This window comes from Thauera sp. SWB20 (assembly GCF_000831325.1).
Taxonomy (GTDB): Bacteria; Pseudomonadota; Gammaproteobacteria; order Burkholderiales; family Rhodocyclaceae; genus Thauera; species Thauera aminoaromatica.
Genome location: NZ_JTDM01000020.1, coordinates 760,051 through 779,438 on the forward strand (window position 1 = coordinate 760,051; position 19,388 = coordinate 779,438).

General features: G+C 64.7%; 17 protein-coding genes and 1 riboswitch. Of the genes, 9 read left to right on the forward strand and 8 right to left on the reverse strand.

The features are described from left to right. Positions 1 to 33 precede the first annotated feature (33 nt). The gene (locus PO78_RS17250; RefSeq protein WP_043745468.1) at positions 34 to 1,659 is read left to right on the forward strand and encodes an NERD domain-containing protein; all 1,626 of its coding nucleotides are present in this window, start codon (positions 34 to 36) and stop codon (positions 1,657 to 1,659) included. Positions 1,660 to 1,738: 79 nt separating this feature from the next. Here the strand turns inward: PO78_RS17250 and PO78_RS17255 are convergent, their stop codons facing one another. From PO78_RS17255 to PO78_RS17270, 4 genes are all read right to left on the reverse strand, one after another. Then, positions 1,739 to 5,602: a DUF3427 domain-containing protein gene (locus PO78_RS17255; RefSeq protein ID WP_043745471.1), complete on the reverse strand. Its 3,864-nt coding sequence runs from the start codon at positions 5,600 to 5,602 to the stop codon at positions 1,739 to 1,741. A gap of 49 nt (positions 5,603 to 5,651) precedes the next feature. Continuing rightward, entirely contained in the window at positions 5,652 to 6,251 is a 600-nt protein-coding gene (locus PO78_RS17260) for a hypothetical protein (protein ID WP_043745472.1), read from the reverse strand. Between the two features lie 27 nt (positions 6,252 to 6,278). Beyond that, the gene (locus tag PO78_RS23245) at positions 6,279 to 6,446 is read right to left on the reverse strand and encodes a hypothetical protein (protein ID WP_197068798.1); all 168 of its coding nucleotides are present in this window, start codon (positions 6,444 to 6,446) and stop codon (positions 6,279 to 6,281) included. 105 nt (positions 6,447 to 6,551) lie between these two features. Then, positions 6,552 to 6,809: a hypothetical protein gene (locus tag PO78_RS17270; protein WP_043745477.1), complete on the reverse strand. Its 258-nt coding sequence runs from the start codon at positions 6,807 to 6,809 to the stop codon at positions 6,552 to 6,554. 165 nt (positions 6,810 to 6,974) lie between these two features. Next, positions 6,975 to 7,053, reverse strand: a riboswitch (SAM riboswitch). A gap of 122 nt (positions 7,054 to 7,175) precedes the next feature. Here PO78_RS17270 and arfB point away from each other — a divergent pair. Beyond that, complete coding sequence (arfB, locus tag PO78_RS17275) at positions 7,176 to 7,580, forward strand: alternative ribosome rescue aminoacyl-tRNA hydrolase ArfB (RefSeq protein WP_043745480.1); 405 nt, start codon at positions 7,176 to 7,178, stop codon at positions 7,578 to 7,580. A gap of 37 nt (positions 7,581 to 7,617) precedes the next feature. Here the strand turns inward: arfB and PO78_RS17280 are convergent, their stop codons facing one another. Then, positions 7,618 to 7,983: a hypothetical protein gene (locus tag PO78_RS17280; protein WP_043745483.1), complete on the reverse strand. Its 366-nt coding sequence runs from the start codon at positions 7,981 to 7,983 to the stop codon at positions 7,618 to 7,620. A gap of 105 nt (positions 7,984 to 8,088) precedes the next feature. On the opposite strand from PO78_RS17280, the gene PO78_RS17285 reads away from it, so the two are divergent. The 7 genes from PO78_RS17285 to PO78_RS22525 all read left to right on the forward strand — a co-directional run bounded on the left by PO78_RS17285 (position 8,089) and on the right by PO78_RS22525 (position 15,351). Next, positions 8,089 to 8,565 (forward strand): helix-turn-helix domain-containing protein, encoded by a 477-nt coding sequence (locus PO78_RS17285; protein WP_043745485.1) that lies wholly within the window; start codon positions 8,089 to 8,091, stop codon positions 8,563 to 8,565. After that, complete coding sequence (locus PO78_RS17290) at positions 8,562 to 11,063, forward strand: VIT domain-containing protein (RefSeq protein ID WP_043745488.1); 2,502 nt, start codon at positions 8,562 to 8,564, stop codon at positions 11,061 to 11,063. Before PO78_RS17285 ends, PO78_RS17290 begins: the two co-directional genes overlap by 4 nt. A 26-nt stretch (positions 11,064 to 11,089) precedes the next feature. Further along, the gene (locus tag PO78_RS17295; protein ID WP_043745490.1) at positions 11,090 to 12,286 is read left to right on the forward strand and encodes an RtcB family protein; all 1,197 of its coding nucleotides are present in this window, start codon (positions 11,090 to 11,092) and stop codon (positions 12,284 to 12,286) included. 85 nt (positions 12,287 to 12,371) lie between these two features. Further along, a complete protein-coding gene (locus PO78_RS17300; protein WP_043745492.1) occupies positions 12,372 to 12,962 on the forward strand; it encodes an HNH endonuclease in 591 nt (196 codons plus the stop codon). Then, positions 12,946 to 13,665, forward strand: coding sequence for an HD domain-containing protein (locus PO78_RS17305; RefSeq protein WP_231570749.1), 720 nt, complete (start codon positions 12,946 to 12,948; stop codon positions 13,663 to 13,665). The genes PO78_RS17300 and PO78_RS17305 overlap by 17 nt, the downstream gene beginning before the upstream one ends. 49 nt (positions 13,666 to 13,714) lie before the next feature. After that, positions 13,715 to 14,494 carry an ADP-ribosylglycohydrolase family protein gene (locus PO78_RS17310; protein WP_043745497.1) on the forward strand — a complete coding sequence of 260 codons (780 nt, stop codon included), beginning with the start codon at positions 13,715 to 13,717 and terminating at the stop codon, positions 14,492 to 14,494. A 77-nt stretch (positions 14,495 to 14,571) separates the two neighbouring features. Continuing rightward, entirely contained in the window at positions 14,572 to 15,351 is a 780-nt protein-coding gene (locus PO78_RS22525) for an ASCH domain-containing protein (protein WP_082047861.1), read from the forward strand. 85 nt (positions 15,352 to 15,436) lie between these two features. Here PO78_RS22525 and PO78_RS17320 read toward each other — a convergent pair whose 3' ends face one another. The 3 genes from PO78_RS17320 to PO78_RS17330 all read right to left on the reverse strand — a co-directional run bounded on the left by PO78_RS17320 (position 15,437) and on the right by PO78_RS17330 (position 19,307). Beyond that, a complete protein-coding gene (locus PO78_RS17320) occupies positions 15,437 to 16,804 on the reverse strand; it encodes a hypothetical protein (protein ID WP_043745499.1) in 1,368 nt (455 codons plus the stop codon). Then, the gene (locus PO78_RS17325; RefSeq protein ID WP_043745503.1) at positions 16,801 to 18,168 is read right to left on the reverse strand and encodes a hypothetical protein; all 1,368 of its coding nucleotides are present in this window, start codon (positions 18,166 to 18,168) and stop codon (positions 16,801 to 16,803) included. The genes PO78_RS17320 and PO78_RS17325 overlap by 4 nt, the downstream gene beginning before the upstream one ends. A 167-nt stretch (positions 18,169 to 18,335) precedes the next feature. Beyond that, positions 18,336 to 19,307, reverse strand: a complete 972-nt coding sequence (locus PO78_RS17330) for a helix-turn-helix transcriptional regulator (RefSeq protein WP_043745505.1) — start codon at positions 19,305 to 19,307, stop codon at positions 18,336 to 18,338. Between the last annotated feature and the right edge of the window lie 81 nt (positions 19,308 to 19,388).

Sequence of the window (19,388 nt, forward strand, 5' to 3'; positions counted from 1 at the left end):
CCATGCCGTCATCCTCAACAACAAGCACACCCGATGGCGCAAATATCCCCGGCTCTGGAGACCCTCCGGCATGATGCCGGCCTGTACCGCGAGCTTGATGTTCTGGACCGTCTGCAGCAGTCGCTGCCTGGCGGTTACGAGGTCTTCCATAGCGTCGCCTGGCAGACCGCGCATCAGGGCGAGGACCGGCATGGCGAGATCGACCTCGTCGTCCTGGCGCCGAGCGGCAACATCCTCCTGGTCGAGGTCAAGGCGGGCGAGCTCGCGCTGATCGACGGCAATCTCGTCAAGCTCTACGGGCAACGCGAACACGATGTCGCCCGCCAGACCCGAGTGCAGCATGCGGCCATGCTCAACCGCCTTGCCGAGGCCGGCCTGCATGCGCACGTCACCGGCTGTGTCGTCCTTCCCGATTATCAGGTGGAAGAGGCCCGCATCGTCTCGATGCCGCGTGAGCGCATCATCGACGCGAACGACTACGCGCACCTTGGTACCCGTGTGCGAGAGCTGCTCGAACACGGCAGCAGTCGCAGCGACGTGGAAGCGCTCCGCCGCTTCCTGGGCAACGTTTTCAAAGTCTCGATTGACCTGCAGGTGCTCGGTGACCAGGTGCGGCAGACAAGCCGCCGCCTCGCCGACGGCCTTGCCACCTGGGTTCCGCGTATTGCCTCGCCATCGGGCGTGGTGCGCATCCAGGCGACGGCAGGTTCCGGCAAAACGCAGCTTGCGCTCCGTCTGCTTGACGACGCGGCGGCCGCAGGGCAGCGGGCCCTTTACGTCTGCTTCAACCGCACCCTGGCGGATCACATCGGCCGCATCGCGCCGGCGCGTGCGCGAGTGTCGAGTTTTCACGAGCTCTGCGTGGAGCACTGGCGGCGCACGCAGGGTGAGCCGGACTTCGGCGCAGAGGGCATCTTCCAGGCGGTCGTAGACCGCTATGGCAGCGACGCGCAGGACTTCGAGGCGCTGTACGATCTCGTGATCATCGACGAAGGGCAGGACTTTGACCCCGTCTGGGTCGCGAGCCTTCTGCCGCAGTTGAAGGAAGACGGGCGACTCTATCTGCTCGAGGACGAGGTGCAGCGTCTCTATGAGCGCGAGGGTTTCGATCTCAACGGTGCAGTCGCCGTGCGCTGTAACGACAACTTCCGTTCGCCGCGCGCCATCGTCGATGTGATCAACGCCTTGGGCCTGGCGGAGGGCGTGGTCGAGGCACGCAGCCCCTACGTGGGCGAACTCCCGGGTTTTCGCGCCTACGACGACGAGCGTGGCCTGCGCCGCGAGACGCTGGCGGCGGTGGAGGCCTTGCGCGAGCGCGGGATCCCGCTTGCCGACATCGTCGTCCTGAGCGCGCGTGGTCACGGTCGCTCGCTCCTGCTGAAGGAGGCGAAGCTGGGAGCGTTTGCGCTGCGGAAGTTTCTGGGCCGGTATACGGCCGACGGGGAACCGGTGTGGTCCGAGGGCGAGATCCTGATCGAGTCTGTGCATCGGTTCAAAGGGCAGAGCGCCATGGGCGTCGTGCTGGCGGAGGTGGACTTCGAGCAGCTCGACGAGGCTGTGCGCAGGCGTCTGTTTGTGGGGATGACGCGGGCGCAGTTGGGGCTGGAGGTGGTGGTTTCGCGGGCGGCGGAGGCGGCGCTGGGCCGCGTGCTTGCGTAAGCCTTCGCGCTATAACCCTCGTGAAGTCGGGCGTTGCTCGATGAGCTGCGGCCCCTGCCGTCACTGCGACTCCGACGCCTCATCCCACTTCGAGTAGGACGCTCATCGGGGCGCTCCCTTCATGCGTCTTGTATCGGGCTTTCCCGTGATATGTGAATGGCGCTGCCTTTCCGCCTGACAGCTTTGTTTCTCGCACGAAGAGATGCAGCGTAATCCGGAGTTTTTCGTGCTCGATGATCTCCCGCCCGCGCTTGTTCTCTGGAGTGGCCGAATTCTGGCTCGACCATCTGAACGTGTGATCGTCAACCCAGCAGTCCAGATAGCGATGGTCCTCTGATTTGCCTTGCTTGTTCAGCGTAACCAAAAGCACGTGGGCATTGCACTCCGGGAGCACCACGTGTCCGCTGTTCCAGTTCCCCGGATTGAATTCGGCACCGAACAGCCGTGGGATCTCTTCGCGCATGAAGGACTCGCCCACGGCGAACTCCAGCGGATCGATGACCGCCTTCAGTCGGGCGAGTGTGCGCAACTCGTCCGCCATCTCGGGCGTGACTTGAAGGTCTTTATAGTCGGGGTTGTTGGCGACGAGCACGTAGCTGCCGTCGCGCTGCTTGTTGACGACTCGCAGCAGGTACTGATCCTCACCTGTACGATCCTGACGTTCGATTGCCATGATGCTGCCGGTGATCGAGCCGGCATTGGTCGGGCTGACAAGTTCGAGTAGCAGGTAGTCGCCATCGCGGATCGGGTTCTTGCCGCCATTCATCGAGTTGCCCGAGGCGCGGGCGATGAAGTGGCGGGCGGGGTCGAGGTGGCCGTAGCCAGAACCAAGGCGGCGGTGTTCCTCGACATCGGCGCGGGCGGTGCGGAAATGACCGCAGGCGATGCGCAGATTTGGGAAGTAGGGGAGCTCGATCTCGTCGGGACGCTGTCGCCGGAAAGGAATCACGTTGTCGGCGCTGGTCGTCGTCGTGCGCCGAGCTTCATAGGCGGCGAGGCGATAGTCGATCAGTTCCTGCACCATTTCCGTCAGCGTTTCCCGCTGCTCGGGTCTGATATCGAAAACGGGCTCGAAGAAATCGTCTCGGACGCGGAACAGGCTGTTCTTCGCCGCCGCTTGGTTACCGCCGATCCAGGCGTCCACCGGGTTGCCACGCCAGTAGCGCTGCCAGCCCACGCTCGTGCCGTTTTGTGTGTCTTCGAGCGTGTCGGGAAGATCGACGAGAAGCGGCCGGCGGCGCTGCAGAACCTGCCATGAGCGTTCGGCCAGTTGCTCGAGCGTGGGCGCGATCTGCCAGCCGTCGAGTTCCTGGAAGGCTTCGAGGAGGACCATCTTGAAGCTCTTGGTCATCTTGGTGATTTCGAGTTCGCTCAGCCGGTCTTGGTGCGCGCCGAGGACGGCGGATTCCGCCTCGCCGAGATCGTCCATCGTTTTCACGAGCCCGAACCAACTCTCGTACTCTTTGCGCATCCGCCCGAGGTTCGCGCCGCTACGGTAGAACTCCGCCAACGTCGGGCGGCGACCCAGGCCGTCGCGAAGCGCCTCGTAGTCGCGGGCGACGCCATCGCCATCGAGCGATTTGAGGAAGTCGATCAGGTCCAGGTCGAAGTTGATGTAGCAGCCAGCCGGGAGTTCGAGCCGGCGCGTTTCAACCCTGCGCGCGAATTCCGCCAATTGTTTGTATCCGCTGCCGATTTGCCCGAGCGCCTGCGGTTTGTGCAGGAAGCTGTGGTGGTTGCCGATGAAATCTAGCACCACCAGGCGTTCCTTGCCTTCGGCCCGGCGAAGGCCGCGGCCGAGCTGTTGCAGGAAGAGGATCTTGGACTCGGTTGGCCGCAGCATCAGGACGGTGTCGATCGCGGGCAGGTCAACGCCTTCGTTGAAGAGGTCGACCGAGAAAACCACCGCAAGCCGCCCGTCGGCGAGTTGCTCCAGCGCTTCGCCACGCGCAAGTTCGGAGCCGGCATACACGGCGGCGGCTTCGATCCCCTGCAGGCGGAACTGTGTCGCCATGAATTCGGCGTGGCGCACCGAAACACAGAAGGCGAGCGTGCGTTGCTGTGCCCGCTTGCGCCATTCCTTGAGTGCATGGCGGGCACGGGCGAGGGTGGCGAGTTTGTTCGACAGCTTGTCCGGGTCGAAGCGGCCGTTGCGCCAGGGAATCTCCTTGTAGTTGACCGAGGCGTCCCAGACTCCGTAGTAATGGAACGGCGAGAGCAGGCCGGCTTCGATGCCCACAAAGAGATTGCGGTCGAAGACCAGATTGTCGTCGCACAAGGACAGGATGTTCGACTGATCGGTGCGATCGGGCGTGGCGGTGAGGCCGAGCAGGAACTGCGGCGCGAAATGAGCGAGCAAACGCCGATAAGTGGGGGCTGCAGCGTGGTGGAATTCGTCGATCACGACGTAATCGAAGTGCCGAGGTGCGAAGCGCTCGAGGTGCGCGTTGCGGCCGAGCGTCTGCACCGAGGCGCATAGCACGTCGACCTGGGTGTCACGGGTCTGGCCCATGTAAAAGCCGACGCGCGTGCGCGGGCGGATGCGCACGAAAGTGTCTGCCGCCTGTTTGAGGATCTCTTCGCGATGAGCGACGAAGAGCACGCGACGGGCGCCAATCTGCTCGGCATCGAAGGCCGCGAGCCAAGTCTTCCCGAGACCCGTGGCGAGGACGACCAGACCGCGCAGATAGCCTTCGTGTCGGGTGCGTGCGAGTGCGGCGAGTGCTTCTTGCTGGATCGGCGTTGGGGTTGGAGGCTTTTCGTTCTCCTCTGCGCTCGGCTCGATCGGCCGTGGCGGTGGGACGCGGCGTGCTTCGTAGCGCTCGATCCACGCGTCTGTCAGCTCTACCGTACGTGGGTCTCGGAAGAGTTCCTCGAAGCGGGCGCGCGCTTCGAGAAAGCCGTCGTCACCCGGGTAGTCGACGCGGTAGTTCCATTCCAGCCCGTCGGTGAGCGCGGACCGGCTGATGTTGCTTGAGCCGATGAATACGGTGCCGTGCAGCGCGCTCTGGTTCGGGAAGTGGGTAAATAGATAGGCCTTGAGATGGAAGCTGCGGCTACCAGCCTCGAAGATCCGGACTCGCGCGCCTTGCGCCTGCAACAAGACCAGCAAGCGCAGTGCCTTCGGATCGGTGATGTCGAGATAGTCGCTGGTGATGATACGGACCCGTGCGGGTGATCGCGATTCCGAAGCCTGGCGCGCGAGCGCGTCGTAAAGGTCGGGCAGCAGCAGGCGCAGGCCGCTCGCCTGCACGAAGGACACCGCGAGGTCGATCTCGTCCGCGTGGGCGATCGAGTGGCAAAGTTGCGATAGCAGCGGGTGCTCCGGCTCGCCGGTAAAGAGGCGCCGGAACGGCACGGTTTTGCGCCGCAGAAATCCATTGAGCCATTCCTCGCTGCGCTCCGGTCGCTTGTCTCGTGTGATCCAGCACTCCAGCGACTCGACCTCCGGCAGGCCCGCGACCCAATCGCGAAGCCGCGCCTCGGTCGCATCGGTGAAGTCGCGCTCCCCAGCGCAGCGTTCACCCTCGCCGTGCTTGAAGCTGAGGTACAAAACACCGCCCGGTTTGAGGCTGGCCCACAAGCGGCCGATGATGTAGGGCAGGTCGGCCTCGGGGACGTGTAGGAGGCTGGCGCAGGCCCAGATGCCGTCGTAGCAGCTGGGGTCATCGAAGTCCTCAAAGCGGCGTAGTTCGACCGCTTGGCCAGAGTGCTCTTGCGCAAGGCAGACAAGCTCAGCTGAGGCATCGAAGGCATGCACTCGGAAGCCGGCTTGCACGAACGCCTTGATGTCGCGCCCCGCGCCGCAGCCGGCGTCGAGGATCAGTCCGCCAGCGGGGATGTGTACGAGGAAACGCGTGTGCAACTCGGACATATCCACGCCCAACGTGCCCTCGGCGAATTGGGTTGCATTGTCGTCGTAGTAGCGGATGGTGCGAGACATCGGCGACCAGCTCAGTCCCTAGCAGGGCGAGGTAGGGGATTACGGTTCTTCAGCATGCCGGTAGGCTACCAGGTTGGCGCAAGCGTGAGCACTCACGAAAGGAAGGCTCTGCCTCGGCGTTGGCCTTGGCGAGCGCTGCCTGCCAGTCGCGGAAGAAGCGTTCGCCGAGCAGGTGACGGGCGAGTACCGCGCGAAGGTAATCGGAGAACGCTTGCTTTGCGGCGTCGGCCAGGTCCTGCAACTCGAGCTTGAGCCGCGCGGGCAGGAAGAGCTTGAGGTCTTCGGTGGCCTTGCCCAGGTGGCGGGCGTTGATCTCGCGGGGTGTCGGCCCTTCTTCGGTGGCGCTGCGCCGGGCGGATCGCATGATCTCGATCTTCTCCATCTCCTTGAGCTGCGCGCTCATTCGGCGCTTCAGATGCGCGAGTTCCACCCGACCGAACACGTGCTCGAAGAGAATCCAGCGCAGCACGTCAGGCCGGCTTGCGTCATGCTGATCGCAGAGCACATCGATGGCAGCGACCAGCTTCTCGGGGAGCCAGAGCTTGATCGACACCGCATTGGTGCTGAAGTCCTCCGACTCGAGCGCGCTGGGGCTGATCTCGCTGATGTCGCCCATGAAGCGCGAGCCACGGGTTGCGCACGGCCACATGATGATTTTCTCCTCGTGTGACCGGGCTCAACGCCAGCCGAGCCAACTTGGGCGGATCGGCAGGGGCTCGCTCGACGCTTGGCGCAGCGGCGTGCTTGTCTGCGCAGGCGGGAAGGGATTAGGGACGAACTTGCCGAGCGCCTCGCGCTGGCTGGGGGTCAGGCGCCGGTCGCCCGTGGATTGCGTGCTGATCATGGTCTTGCTCCTCGCCCCCTGTTGAGCCGGCGTGACCGGCCTCGCGGGGGCGAAGAGGCGGTGACGCTTTAGCCGGTATTTGTCATCCGCCCCGGCAAGTTGTCGTTAATGCCGGCGGTTGGACCGTTGCCGGTCCTGGGGTGCTGCTGCCTGGTCGTCCCGGATCACCACGGTGATGTCCGGGTCGTGTTCGGCGGCGGCGATCGCCGCCTGCCATTCCTGCGCCGAGAGCACATCCTCGGTCCATACGAAGGCGTTGTGCATCAGCCGACCGGTGAGGCGCTTGCCGTCGTCCAGGACGACGACTTCGCGCGGGGCGCTGCGGGCGGCCGGGTTGCGGCGCCGACGGCTTTGCTTGTACATGGCGTTTCTCCTGTCGATGTTCGAGCCATTCCGATGCCTCGCCCCGGACGGGGGAGGGCAGCGGTCAAAAGGGCTCGAGTGCATCGATCAGGTCACGCCGGTGCTTCTTTCGTGGTGTTGTTCAGTTACCGCAAAAACAAAAAAACCCGTTGGCCATGCAGGCTCAGCGGGTCTTGTGTGGCCGCTTTAGCTGCATTTATTACGCGCCCGCAAGCTGTGTTCTCAAATCGGCGCGATGGACGGATTAGAGCGGAGAGGCGTTGGGGTTGTCAAGGCGCGTCCGCCATTGTGCCTGTCGCAGTTCGGAATCATGATGTTCCCGGCCGGCAGCGACTGCCTTCCGTATGACTTGATCCTGCCCGAGCGATGACCTCCCACTTCACCCTTTATCCTGACGAAATCGAGATCACCGCGATCCGGGCCCAGGGTGCGGGCGGCCAGAACGTCAACAAGGTGTCGAACGCCGTGCATCTGCGCTTCGACATCGCGGCATCGAGCCTGCCCGAGGACATCCGCGCGCGACTGCTCGTCCTGCACGACCATCGGATCAGCAAGGAGGGCGTGGTGATCATCAAGGCGCAGAAGTTTCGCAGCCTGGAGAAGAACCGCGCCGAGGCGCTGCGCCGGCTGGAAGAGCTGATCGAGCGTGTCGCGGCGCCCCCGAAGGCGCGTCGTGCGACGAAACCCACCCGTGCGTCGGTCACCCGCAGGCTGGAGGGGAAGGCGCGGCGGGGGTCGATCAAGGCTGCGCGCGGAAAGGTCAGCGACTGACGGATCGATGCCCTGGAGGCTCAGTCAGCGTCCCGCGTCAATCGGCGTCCAGCAGGCGCGCGCATTCGTCCATCATCGAGCGCGCCAGCTCCGAGTCGTAGTTCGGATCGAGCGCTTCCATCATCTCGTGCGTAGTGTAGAGACCCGCTTCCCGTGACAGCGCGCCGGCGATCTGTCGCGCCAGGCCGTCGCTGAGCGCGGAGAGCTGGCGGCGCTCGGCCAGTGGCAGTGCGCGCTCGCTGCGCCGCAGCCAGTCGGCGATGAAGCTCGCGCCCTGGGCCTCGGTGAGCCACTGGCCATGCTCGTAGTGAATCGACAGGCGCTCGGCAGTGAGCGCGAAGATCAGCGCGGCGCGCGTTCCCCGGCTGTCTGCGGGGGGTGTCGGGCGGGGATGTGGGGACATGGTGTAACGGTCAGGTTGGGTCAGGAGACGGCCGGATGCTATCAGCCCTCTGCCGGTTTTAAAGCGCAGTTGTACTGGGCAAATAAAAGTGGCTTAATAGATGCCATGAACACCGACGCCTCCCCAAGCTATCCGCTGGCCGATTTGGCCGTGCTCGCGGACCTGCCGCCCCGAACGGTGCGCTACTACGTGCAGATCGGCCTGGTCGACCGCCCCGAGGGTGAGACCCGGGCGGCCCGCTACGGCGCGCGGCATCTCGAGCAGCTGCTGCAGATCCGCAAATGGACCGCTGCCGGCGTCTCGCTCGAGCGCATCCGCGAGTTGCTCCACGGTGCGCCACCGCCGGTGCCGCCTCGCGAACGCGCCATCGGCAGCGTGTCGGTGTGCAGCCATCTGGCGGTGGCCGAGGGGGTCGAGGTGGTGATCGATCCGCAGCGCGCGGGGCTGAGTCCCGAGGCAGTGAGGCAGTTCATCCAGGGCGTGATGACGGCCTTCAAGGCGGCGCAGGGTGAAGAAAACGGAGCTTCGCAGGTGGATCCGGCGAACACGAAAAAGAACGAACGACAGGCGGGAGAACCATGATGCAGCAGCAATCGGCACGACTCGAGACCCGCGCGGGTGAGGCACTGACGTTCAAGGGCGCCCGCTTTGAAGGCCGCTTGCGCAGCACGCTGCTCGAGGCGAACCTCGAGCAGCGCTTTGCCAACCCCTTCGATCGCCATGTCGAGCTCGTGTACACTTTCCCGCTGCCCTGGGCGGCCGTGCTGCTCGGGGTCGAGGTCCAGATTGGCGATCGCCGCCTGTCCGGTGCGGTCGTGGAGCGAAAGCAGGCGGAGCAGGGCTACGAGGACGCACTTGCCGAAGGCAACACCGCCATCCTGCTCGAGCAGAATTTCGATGACAGCTACACGCTGAACCTGGGCAACCTCGCACCCGGGGAGACCTGTGTCGTTAGGCTACGCTATGCCCAGGTGCTCCAGTTCGAACAGCACGGCCTGCGCCTGGTGGTGCCCACCGTGATCGCCCCGCGTTATGGCGATCCGGTGGTCGATGCCGGCCTGAGGCCGCACCAGGTGGTCGAACATGACCTGATGGTGGTGCATCCGTTCGAGCTCAGCCTGCGCGTCGAGGGCGCCCTCGCACGCGCCCGCATCGGCTCGCCGAGCCATCCGCTGTCGATGCGGCTCGAAGGCGAGGGCGAGACGACGGCGATGGTCGTGTCACTTGCGCGCGGTGGCTGTCTTGATCGCGATTTCATCCTGGTGCTCGATGAGGTTGTACAGGATTCGCTCGCCCTGTGCGCGCAGGACAGGGTGCAGCCCCGCGTGGTCAGCGTGCTGGCGAGCTTCTGCCCGCGCGTGCCGGCGTCGGCTCATACGCTCGCAGTGAAGATCCTGGTGGACTGCTCGGGCTCGATGCAGGGCGACAGCATCGCCGCCGCGCGACGTGCGCTGCAGGCCATCGTCAGTGGCCTGCGCGAAGGTGATCGGTTCTCGCTGTCACGCTTCGGCAGCACCGTCGAGCACCGCTCGCGGGCCCTGTGGCGCACTAGCCCCGCGACCCGGCTGGCCGGGCAGCGCTGGGCGGCAGGCTTGCAGGCGGATCTGGGTGGGACCGAGATGGAGAAGGCGCTGGACTCCACGTTGGCCCTGGCCGGCGATGCTGACGCAAGCCCCGGCGCTGGGGAAGGTGCCGCGCCGGTCGATCTGCTCCTCATCACCGATGGCCAGATCCACGCGATCGACCGCACGGTAGCGAAAGCGCGCGCGCTGGGTCACCGGGTGTTCGTCGTCGGTATCGGCAGCGCCCCTGCCGAGGGCGTTCTGCGCCGCCTGGCCGAGGAGACCGGCGGGGCCTGTGACTTCGTCGCACCCGGAGAGGCCGTGGAACCGGCCGTCCTGCGCATGTTTGCGCGCCTGCGCTCGCAGCGCATGGCGTCCTTGGAACTCGCGTGGCCGGCCGGCGCGAAGCCCCTGTGGATGAGCGCGCTACCCGGCTCCGTCTTCGACGGCGACGCGGTGACCGTGTGGGCACGCTTTGCGCAGGTGCCGGATGGGACGGTGCGTCTGATCGGGACGCGCACGCACGCCGTGGCGCCCGAATCGCTGGGCGAGGCCTGCCTGATTGCTGCCGGGCATGATTCGGCGCTCAGCCGTATGGCCGTTGCCGCGCAGATCGAGACCCTGCTCGCCGGCGAGGTTGCCCACTCGCGTCAGGCGCTCGAACTGGCTGTCGCCTATCAGCTGGTCAGCCCGCTGACGCATTTCCTGCTCGTCGAGACGCGTGGCGAAGCCGGCAAGCCGGCGGACATGCCCGATCTCGTGAAGGTGCCCTCGATGCTGCCTGCCGGCTTTGGCGGGCTCGGCAGCCTCGACTTCTGCATCGACCCCTGCATGGCGCCGCTCACCGTGAATGAGGCGCCGGAGCACTATGGCTCGCCTGCTGCGGCAAGCGGTGCGTATCTCGACTTCGACGATGCCTTCGATGCACCCGCAGTGCTGCGCTCGGGGCGGCGTGCGGATCGCGACGATACGCCCAACAAGGCTGGGAGCTACGACATTCCGGCTTTCCTGCGCCGAAGCGCGAACCAGGACACCTGGCAGCCACCCCGGGACGATCCGCGTTACTGGCGTGCCGAACCGCATTACACAGGTCTCACTCCCCTTGGGCTGACACAGTGGCTGCGCAGTCACCCGCAGGTCGAATGGCCGCAAGGCTATGCCGAGTTGCGCCGAATCGGTATCGGCGCAGCGGTGCTCGACTGGCTCGAGTTCGTGCTCGCTGAAGGGGAGGGCGAGGCCTTGGTGGTCGCCTGCTTCGTCCAGGCGATGGCGCAGCGCGATCTGCACGAAGCGCTGCTGTCGGACACCGGCGCGCTTGGTAGGCTCAAGGCCTTGGCACAACGCGTGGCACCGGGCGCGGCGCTGAAGGTCAGGCAGGATGACCCTGCGACTGCGTCGATCCTTGCTCGCCTGCAGGTGTTTGTAAGCACGCTGCGGGCAGAGCGCTGGCCCGACTGCGTCTTTGCGCTCCAGGACGGGGTGTCGGCGCTCGAACAGTCGGGTGTCGGCGTTGGATAGAGGCAGGGAAACGTAAGGGAGCAGCCATGCCCGTGAAGACCGTCCTCGACGGCAGCGCCGTACCGGTCAGGATCTGGACCGACGACATCGATGAAGGCTCGAAGGCGCAGCTCGCCAACATTGCGAGCCTGCCCTTCATCCACCATCACGTGGCCGCCATGCCCGACGTACATCTGGGCATCGGCGCGACCATCGGCTCGGTGATCGCCACCCATCAGGCGATCATCCCGGCGGCGGTGGGTGTCGACATCGGCTGCGGCATGGTCGCCGCGCGGCTGTCGCTCACCGCCAACGACATCGACGAGAAGCGGCTGAAGAAGGTGTTCGACCAGATCACCCGCGACGTGCCGGTCGGCCGCGACCAGCATGCGGACGGCCGGGTGCTTGTCGATGCGGTACGCCCGTTCGAGCCCGGCCTCAAGGCCCTGACCGAGCATCACCCGCAATTGCTCAAGGCCTTCGGCAAGTTCTCGAAGTGGGTGAACCAGATGGGCACGCTCGGGGGCGGCAACCACTTCATCGAGGTGTGCCTGGACGAGCATGAGCAGGTCTGGGTGATGCTGCACTCGGGCAGCCGTGGCATCGGCAACGCCATCGCGATGTACTTCATCGAGCTGGCGAGAAAGGACATGGCGCGCCACAGGATCCACCTGCCTGATCGCGACCTGGCCTACTTTGCCGAGGGCAGCGAGCACTTCGCCGATTACGTCGAGGCGGTGCATTGGGCGCAGGAGTACGCGATGGCCAACCGCCAGGCGATGCTGGAGCTGGTGCTCGCGGGACTGGCGCGCCACCTGCCGCCCTTTACGGTCACCACCGAGGCGGTGAACTGCCACCACAACTACGTCGCCCGCGAGCACCACTACGGCGCCGACGTGTGGGTGACGCGCAAGGGCGCGATCCGCGCGGGGGAGGGCGAGCTCGGCATCGTCCCTGGCAGCATGGGCGCGCGCAGCTATATTGTGCGCGGAAAGGGCAACGCAGAGAGTTTCTGCTCCAGCGCACACGGCGCCGGCCGACGCATGAGCCGTACGGCAGCGACCAAGCGCTTTACCGAGGCTGACCTCGCACGCCAGACCGAAGGGGTGATCTGCCGCAAGGACAAGGGCGTGGTCGATGAGATTCCCGGGGCGTACAAGGACATCGACGAAGTGATGGCCAACCAGCGCGACCTCACCGAGGTCCTGCATACCTTGAAGCAGGTGGTGTGCGTGAAGGGGTAGGGGGCGACGGCGCGTCAGGCAATCTCTCACATCGCATGCCGGTCTTGCATTGATGCCGGATGCAAGCCGCCCATAGAATCCGCGCATGAGCACTCCACATCTCGATCGGCTTCTCTTCATGCAGGGCGGCCTGTGTTTCTTCTGCCGGCAGCCCTTGCCTCGCGGTGAGGCCTCCATCGAGCACCTGGTGGCCAGCGCCAACGGGGGCACGAACAGCGAGGACAACTGCGTTGCCTGCTGCCGCACCCTGAACAGCCTACTCGGATCGAAATCGATCAAGGAGAAGCTGCAAATCGTGCTGAATCAGCGCGGCGACTTCCGCTGCCCCCGGCCGCGAGAGTCCGCGCCCACGCCAGGTGCGCTTCCGCTGGCTGAGGGCGAAAACCCGACCCCACCGGTCGTGAAGCCGCCCGCTGTCGCCGTCACCGCGCCTGCAGCGGCCGCGCCGACCCGGGACACACATCAGGAGCGGCTTGCGCTCGTCCTCGCGGACCTTCGCAAGCGCGGCAACTCGCGACCGCGCAAGGAGGCGACCCTGATGACCACGATCCAGGCCCTGATCAAGCAGCGTACGAACCAACCGATTTCCGACGCCAACCTGAAGAAGCTGCTTGCCGAACTTCAGCAGCGCGGGCAGGTGACGATCACGGAGGGGAAAGTTGCCTACAAGCTCTGATCCCAACGCTGCCGTCGCGGCGGGCCATGGGGTGCAGCCGGACCCCGACAACCTGGTGCAGCGTGTCGCCGCCCGCATCCGGTCCCGGTTCGCCGAGGAGGCCTCGGGCCATGACTGGCACCACATCCACCGTGTCTGGCGTCTGGCCCGGAAGATCGCCGTGGCCGAGGGGGCGAGGCTCGACGTGGTCGAGTTGGCCGCGCTCGTCCATGACATTGCCGACTGGAAGTTCCACGGGGGCGACGACGCCATCGGGCCACGCGAGGCCGAGCGGCTGTTGCGCGAGGAAGGTGCTGGCGACGACCTCGTTGAGCCGGTCGTCGAGATCGTGGCGACGATCTCGTTCAAGGGCGCAGGAGTCCGGCAGCCCATGCGGACGCTCGAGGGGCAATGCGTCCAGGATGCCGACCGGCTCGATGCGATCGGAGCGATCGGTATCGCGCGCTGTTTCGCGTACGGCGGCCATGCGGGACGCCTGATGTACGACCCCGAGGTGCCGCCTGTCCTGCATGCGACCGCTGATGCCTACAAGGCGGCGAAGGGGACCAGCGTCAATCACTTCTACGAAAAGCTCTTTCTGCTAAAGGACCGCATGAACACCGTGACGGGGCGCATGCTTGCGCAGGAGCGGCATCGGTACATGGCGTCCTTCGTCGAACGCTTTCTCGAGGAATGGAACTTGGACGATGGGCTCACTCCCTGAGCCTGGTGCGCTGTACTGTCACCGCACCACACCCAGAACGGAGCAATAGATGCTCGGCGCCATCATCGGGGACATCGTCGGCTCGGTGTACGAGTTCTGTAACCACCGCTCGAAGGTCTTCGAGCCCTTCTTTCACCCGAACGCGTTCTATACCGATGACACCATCTGCACGGTCGCGGTGGCCGATGCGCTGGTGAACGGCCGCCATCCGGCGCAGGCCCTGAAGGACTGGGGCCGGCGCTACTGGGACAACGGCGGTTGGGGGCAGCGCTTTGCGATGTGGCTGGCCTCCGATGAGCTCGACCCGTATGGCAGCTTCGGAAATGGCGCCGCGATGCGCGTGGCGCCAGCGGGGCTGCTGGCGAACAGCGTCGATGAGGCGATTTCGATGGCGCGCAAGGTCACTGAGGTCACTCACGATCATCCGGAAGGGCTCAAGGGTGCTGAAGCGACGGCGCTCGCGGTTTTCCTCGCCCGCCAGCGAGTCACGCCGGCCAACATCCGCTATGCGATTGTCGAGCGCTACGGTTACGACCTCGACCGGACGCCCGACGACATTCGGCCGGATTACCGCTTCAACGAAACTTGTCAGGAAACCGTGCCGCAGGCGTTGGTCTGCGCGCTCACCGCAACGAGTTACGAGGACGCGATTCGTAATGCGATTTCGATTGGCGGTGACAGCGACACCGTGGCCGCCATTGCGGGTGGGGTGGCTGAGGCGCTGTTCGGCGTTCCCAGCGATGTGGCCGTCCGGGGCTGGAGTTACCTGCCGGTCGACATGCGCGAGGTGCTGACGGCGTTGTATCGCCAAAGTGGCGTGGCAGCATGAGTTCATCAGCGGCGCGCTTGGCTTGCTGCCCTCGCGCCCCTCACATCCAACATTCATCACCAAGAAGCGAACAGATCATGAAAGGACTCGTCATCCGTTCCCCCTGGATCGACCACATCCTGGCGGGCAAGAAAACCTGGGAGATGCGTACGAGGGCAACCAGCATCCGAGGCCGAATTGCCCTGATCAAGGCTGGGTCCGGTCTCATCTATGGCACGGCGGAACTCGTCGAGTGCAAGCCAGCCCTCGACCTCGAACAGTTGCGCGCCACGCAGGCGTTTCACGCGATACCCGTTTCGGGGATCGACGATGCGTTCGCGAACCGGTGGACGACGCCTTGGGTGCTGCACGACGTGAGGCGCTTCGCCCGTCCCGTTCCGTACAAGCATCCGAGTGGCGCGGTGACCTGGGTTGATCTGCCTACGTTTCAGGCGGATCCCGGATGGGCGGATTCAACGCCGTCCGTATCGGTCAAGGAGCCGCCGCCGGCCAGGCAGCCTCCGTCGACGGGCGAACACTGGAGGCCGCAGCACAGGGCCGAGGGGCCTTGGGTGGACATCCGCTTGACCGAGGGGAACCTGCGAAACAACCACTTCTATTTGCGCACCGCCGAGTCCCTGCTGCCCAGTGACTGCATCGGCGGATCGAACAAGTCCGACCTGGGCAGGGCGATCCGCGTGACCTTCGAGCCGGGGCCATCGATCGAGTGCGATGTCGCTGGCGACAAGATGATTCTGCGTGCCCGCGCTCAGGTCCGCGATTTCTTTGAGCGCTCGGGTTCCAGAGCGGGTGACATGCTCCGCTTCATGCGGGTTGGAGAGCGGGAGTTTCTGGTGGTGCGCTCGGAACCGGCCTGATTTGCCGGTCCGTTTGCGACTTTTAGAGCGCCACACATCGTGTTGCGGCAAAGGTGGCGCTGGGTGCAGGCCACCCAAGCGCTGATCAGGTACTCGCATCCGGGAGAGTCGAAGCCAAGCCGTAGCGACGATAGACCGACTCCCCGAAGGCTTGGTCGTGGCGTTGCCTTGCAGCCTCCATCTTCTGGTCGAGAATCACGCCCCCGGCATAGGTCATGATGCTCGTACCCAAGAGGCCGCCGGCGATACCGCCTGCTGCAGCAAGTGCCGGGTTTGCTGTTGCAACTGCCGTAATGCTGCCGCCCAGCCAGGCTCCCGTTGTACCGCCTGCCGCGACACTGGATGCATTAGCTGCCCGGCGCCAGAGTTCTTCGGCTGAGATCGCGCCGTTGCGGTACCGACTGATGTCGATGGCGACGCCCGCGCCCAACGCAGCGACCGAGAACGCGCCTCCAAGTTTTCCGAAGGCGTAGAGACGGCCTTGGGTCGCCTCTGCGAAACGAGGAGCGAAGCTGAGTGCGCTGCCGGAGACGATCATCCCGGCGCCGGCCACGCTATAGCTTCCCGCACTGCCCAACCGGCTCCAATCCGCTGGTTGGTTTGGGTCGGAAAGACCTTGGACGGCGGCCCACGTTTCCGGCAGCGACTCGGTGAGCAGAACGACACCGAAGCCAATCATGGTCCCGCCGAAAATCGCACGCCTTTGCGCGACACGCATGAAACGCGCATCCATCTTGGCGAGCGCCTGGTCGAACGATTGCGTGCCGGCCGGTAGTCGCTGTCCAGTCCCGACCTTGTCCAGCGTCAGGATGCCCGACCGGGCTGCGTAACGGCGAAGCTGTGGTGTGATGCCGTGGCGGTTGATCCAGAACTGGGGCTGGCCAGTCAGACGCGCTTCACGGGCCATCTTGCCCATCTGGGCCGTGAGCTTGGCCTCGTTGGTGATTTGCGACCGAAGCGAGTAGTTCTTCACCTCGATACGGCCGTACAGTCCCGTGCGATGGTTGCGCAAGACGATGTCGGCATCAGTTTTGCCCCATGGGCGGTCGAGTTTTCGGCTCATCTCGATCAGACTGTTGCGACCGTCGTCATGTATTCCGATGGCGTACAGAAGCTCGCGGGTGTGACCCTTGACCTGCGCGCGGTTCGACGACGCGAGCAGTCTGGCCGTCTTCTCGACACCGGGTATGGAGGGGTCGATTGCCATTCGGCCCTCGAAGTTTTGAAAGATCCGCTGCAGCCCGCGCTCGCCGAGCGAGCCGGAGCGGACAATCTGGCGTAGTGCCTCGACACGACCTCGCTGTCCGGGCGATGTTGCCAGGTACTGCTCATGCCAGGTCCTGATCGAGGCGTAGTCGCCCACCCGATCTCCAATGGCAGGTGGGGCCACCTGCGCGGCAGCGTGTCCGTGCGCGAGTAGCATCCCGACGAGCAGGACGAGCGAGGGTTTCACGGCAGATCCTCCAAAGGACGCTTGATGGAGTTCGCAAAGCCGTCGACAACCCTGATCTGTCGAGCCTCGTCAAGCTTCCCGAGTCGGTCACTGAAAACCTTTGAGTACCACTCGCCAACGGCTGAATCCAGCAGGCGCAAATCGACGATGGATAGGTGCTGTATCAGGAGCTTCACAAGTTCGTCCCGCGCACCGGCATTGGCGTCCTCGCGTGCTTGCGACAGCGGGTTGTTACGGTCGATCGCACTCGCGATCTTGGCTACACGGCCGGACTCAAGCTTGTCGAGGGTGGGTACGCTGCGAATCTGCTCGAGAGCCCACCTTTGGTAGTCGCGCAGCCGCGCAGCATTTTTTCTGGCGGTGTCTGCTTGGTACGCCTGAATCTGACCCTGCGCATCTGCGGTGAGTCTCGAAAGCCGTTCGGTCAGCTCCGGGTCCTTGATATTCAAGGCAGTTACAGCGATCAGCAGGTCCTGGATCGTCGAGTGGATCGTGGCTGCAAGCCGCGCCCTGAGTTCAGGATCCGCTAGACGGGGCAACAGGGCAGCGTCGCCTTCAATCCTATCCGCCTGCCTGCGTAGAACAGCAACGCGCAGTTTCTGCTGCAACTCCTCAGCCTCAGGGGCGTCGGGCAGCGTTTCGAGCTCCATCAATGAAACCGAAGGATCTCCCTCTCCGGACAGAGCCTTCTCGGCCCGTTCAATCGCCGATCGCCTCTCAAGCCTGGTCGCCTCGGCGGTGACGATTTGGGCATGCGTCTGCAGCCGCTCCACCAACTTCTCGGGGGATGCCTGAGGACGGTTGGCGGCGTGAGTGACCAGATCCCCGGCGAGATCGTGCAGGACCTCTGCGTTTTCCGGGAGCTCTCGATGCATGAGCTGCAGCGCATCCAGTTGCCAGCGAACAGGCACGATGCGTGGGAGCAGTTCGGCCTGTATCCAGGGCGGCAGACTGTCGATGAGCGTGGTGATCTCTCGGGCGAGCGTAGCCGTTTCGTCTTTTGACGCCGCGAGCGTGTCGGTCTCGGCCAGCTTGGATTCGATCCGCGCCAGTTCATTTTCAGTGCCTTCGGGGATCCTTACTGGCACGACAGAGCCCACGATACGGCTGAGCAGCGAGCCTTGCTGCTCAATGGACAGGTTCGCTTGGCGAACTGCCGCATCCAGGTTGCTCAGTTGCATGCCGCTAGCTTGCGCCACGCGAGCATGCTCGTCCTCGAGGTGACGGAGGCGTTCGGCTTGGCGATCCAGTTGCGTCCAGACCACGCCAAGCCCGCCCAGGGTCAGCGCTGCGAGGGGAACCAGGATCCACGGGCCCTTCGTCCGAGTGGCCGGTTGTTGAGTCGAGTCGGTCTGTTCTGGCATTTGTTTGCTTCGGTCTTGTTGGATAGCCGGTCGGATTGATTGTCATACAAAAGCCGATCAAACGACGGGTCAGTGACTACACTGGTTTTCGGTGCTTCACGCCTGCGGTGACTTGGACTCAGCTTAGCGATGGCCGGGCTCAACGATTGCGCCCGCCAGCGCGAGTTTCATTCGCTGTAATGCCGCGCCATCCGCGCGATCTCGTCACGCACCTGCACCCGTAAGGCCTCGGGTGCAAGTACCTCGACGTGGTGCCCATGGCGCAGGATGTCCATGACGAGCTCGGTCGGATCGGCATAGGGGAGCGTGAGCCGGTAATGGCCCTCGGAATCGAATGTGCCGATCTGGTTGGGGTGCCACTCTTCGCGCGCGACCCAGCGTGCCGCCCTGGGCGAGAAACGTAGTTCTGCGCGACGCACCACAGATCCGCCATAGATGCCGTAGCTGCTGGAGAAGGCTGCTTCGAGTGCCTCTGGCGGCACCTCCGTTGCACGCGCCTCCAGTTCTTGCACCGACTCGATCGCGTCGACCGAAAACCGGCGCAGCGCCTCGCGTTCGTGGCACCAGGCCTCCAGGTACCAGTTGTTGCGATAGAAGGTGAGCCGCTGAGGCGAGACGGTGCGGGCCGTATGCTCGTCGCGCTCGCGCGAATAGTGGGTGATGCGAACTTGCCGCCGCTGCAGGAGTGCCCGCGAGAGCTCGCTGAAATGCTCGGCATCCTTGAACCGGTGACCGATGCGAGCCAGGTGGATCCGTTGGGCGATCTCGTCAAAGCGCTGGCCCTCCTGGCCGAGGATGCTCTCAAGCCGGGAGAGAAGCGGGGCTACGTGCGGAGCGAGCAGGCGCGGTTCCAGGTCCGACAACAGACGGTGCATCGTCAGCAGTGCGTAGGTCTCGTCGGCGCTAAACCACAGGCCGGGCAACTCATAACTCGGTCCTACGCCGGGCTCCGCGAAGCGATACCCGCCGGCGTCCCGGTCGTGGATGATCGGGGCGTTGAAGCGGTCCTTCAGGAAGGCGAGATCACGCTTCAGGGTTGCCCAAGAGATTTCGAGCTCATCGAGCAGTTCCTGTCGCGTGACCACCTTCCGCGCGGTCAGCAACTGATCGATCCTGTAGAAGCGTTCGCTGCGGTTCATGGGGGAAGCTGTTCGGTGAAATACGGAGAGCATACCGAAGCGGGCGCACCGGGTGAGCCCTGGATGTCGGAAAATGCCAAT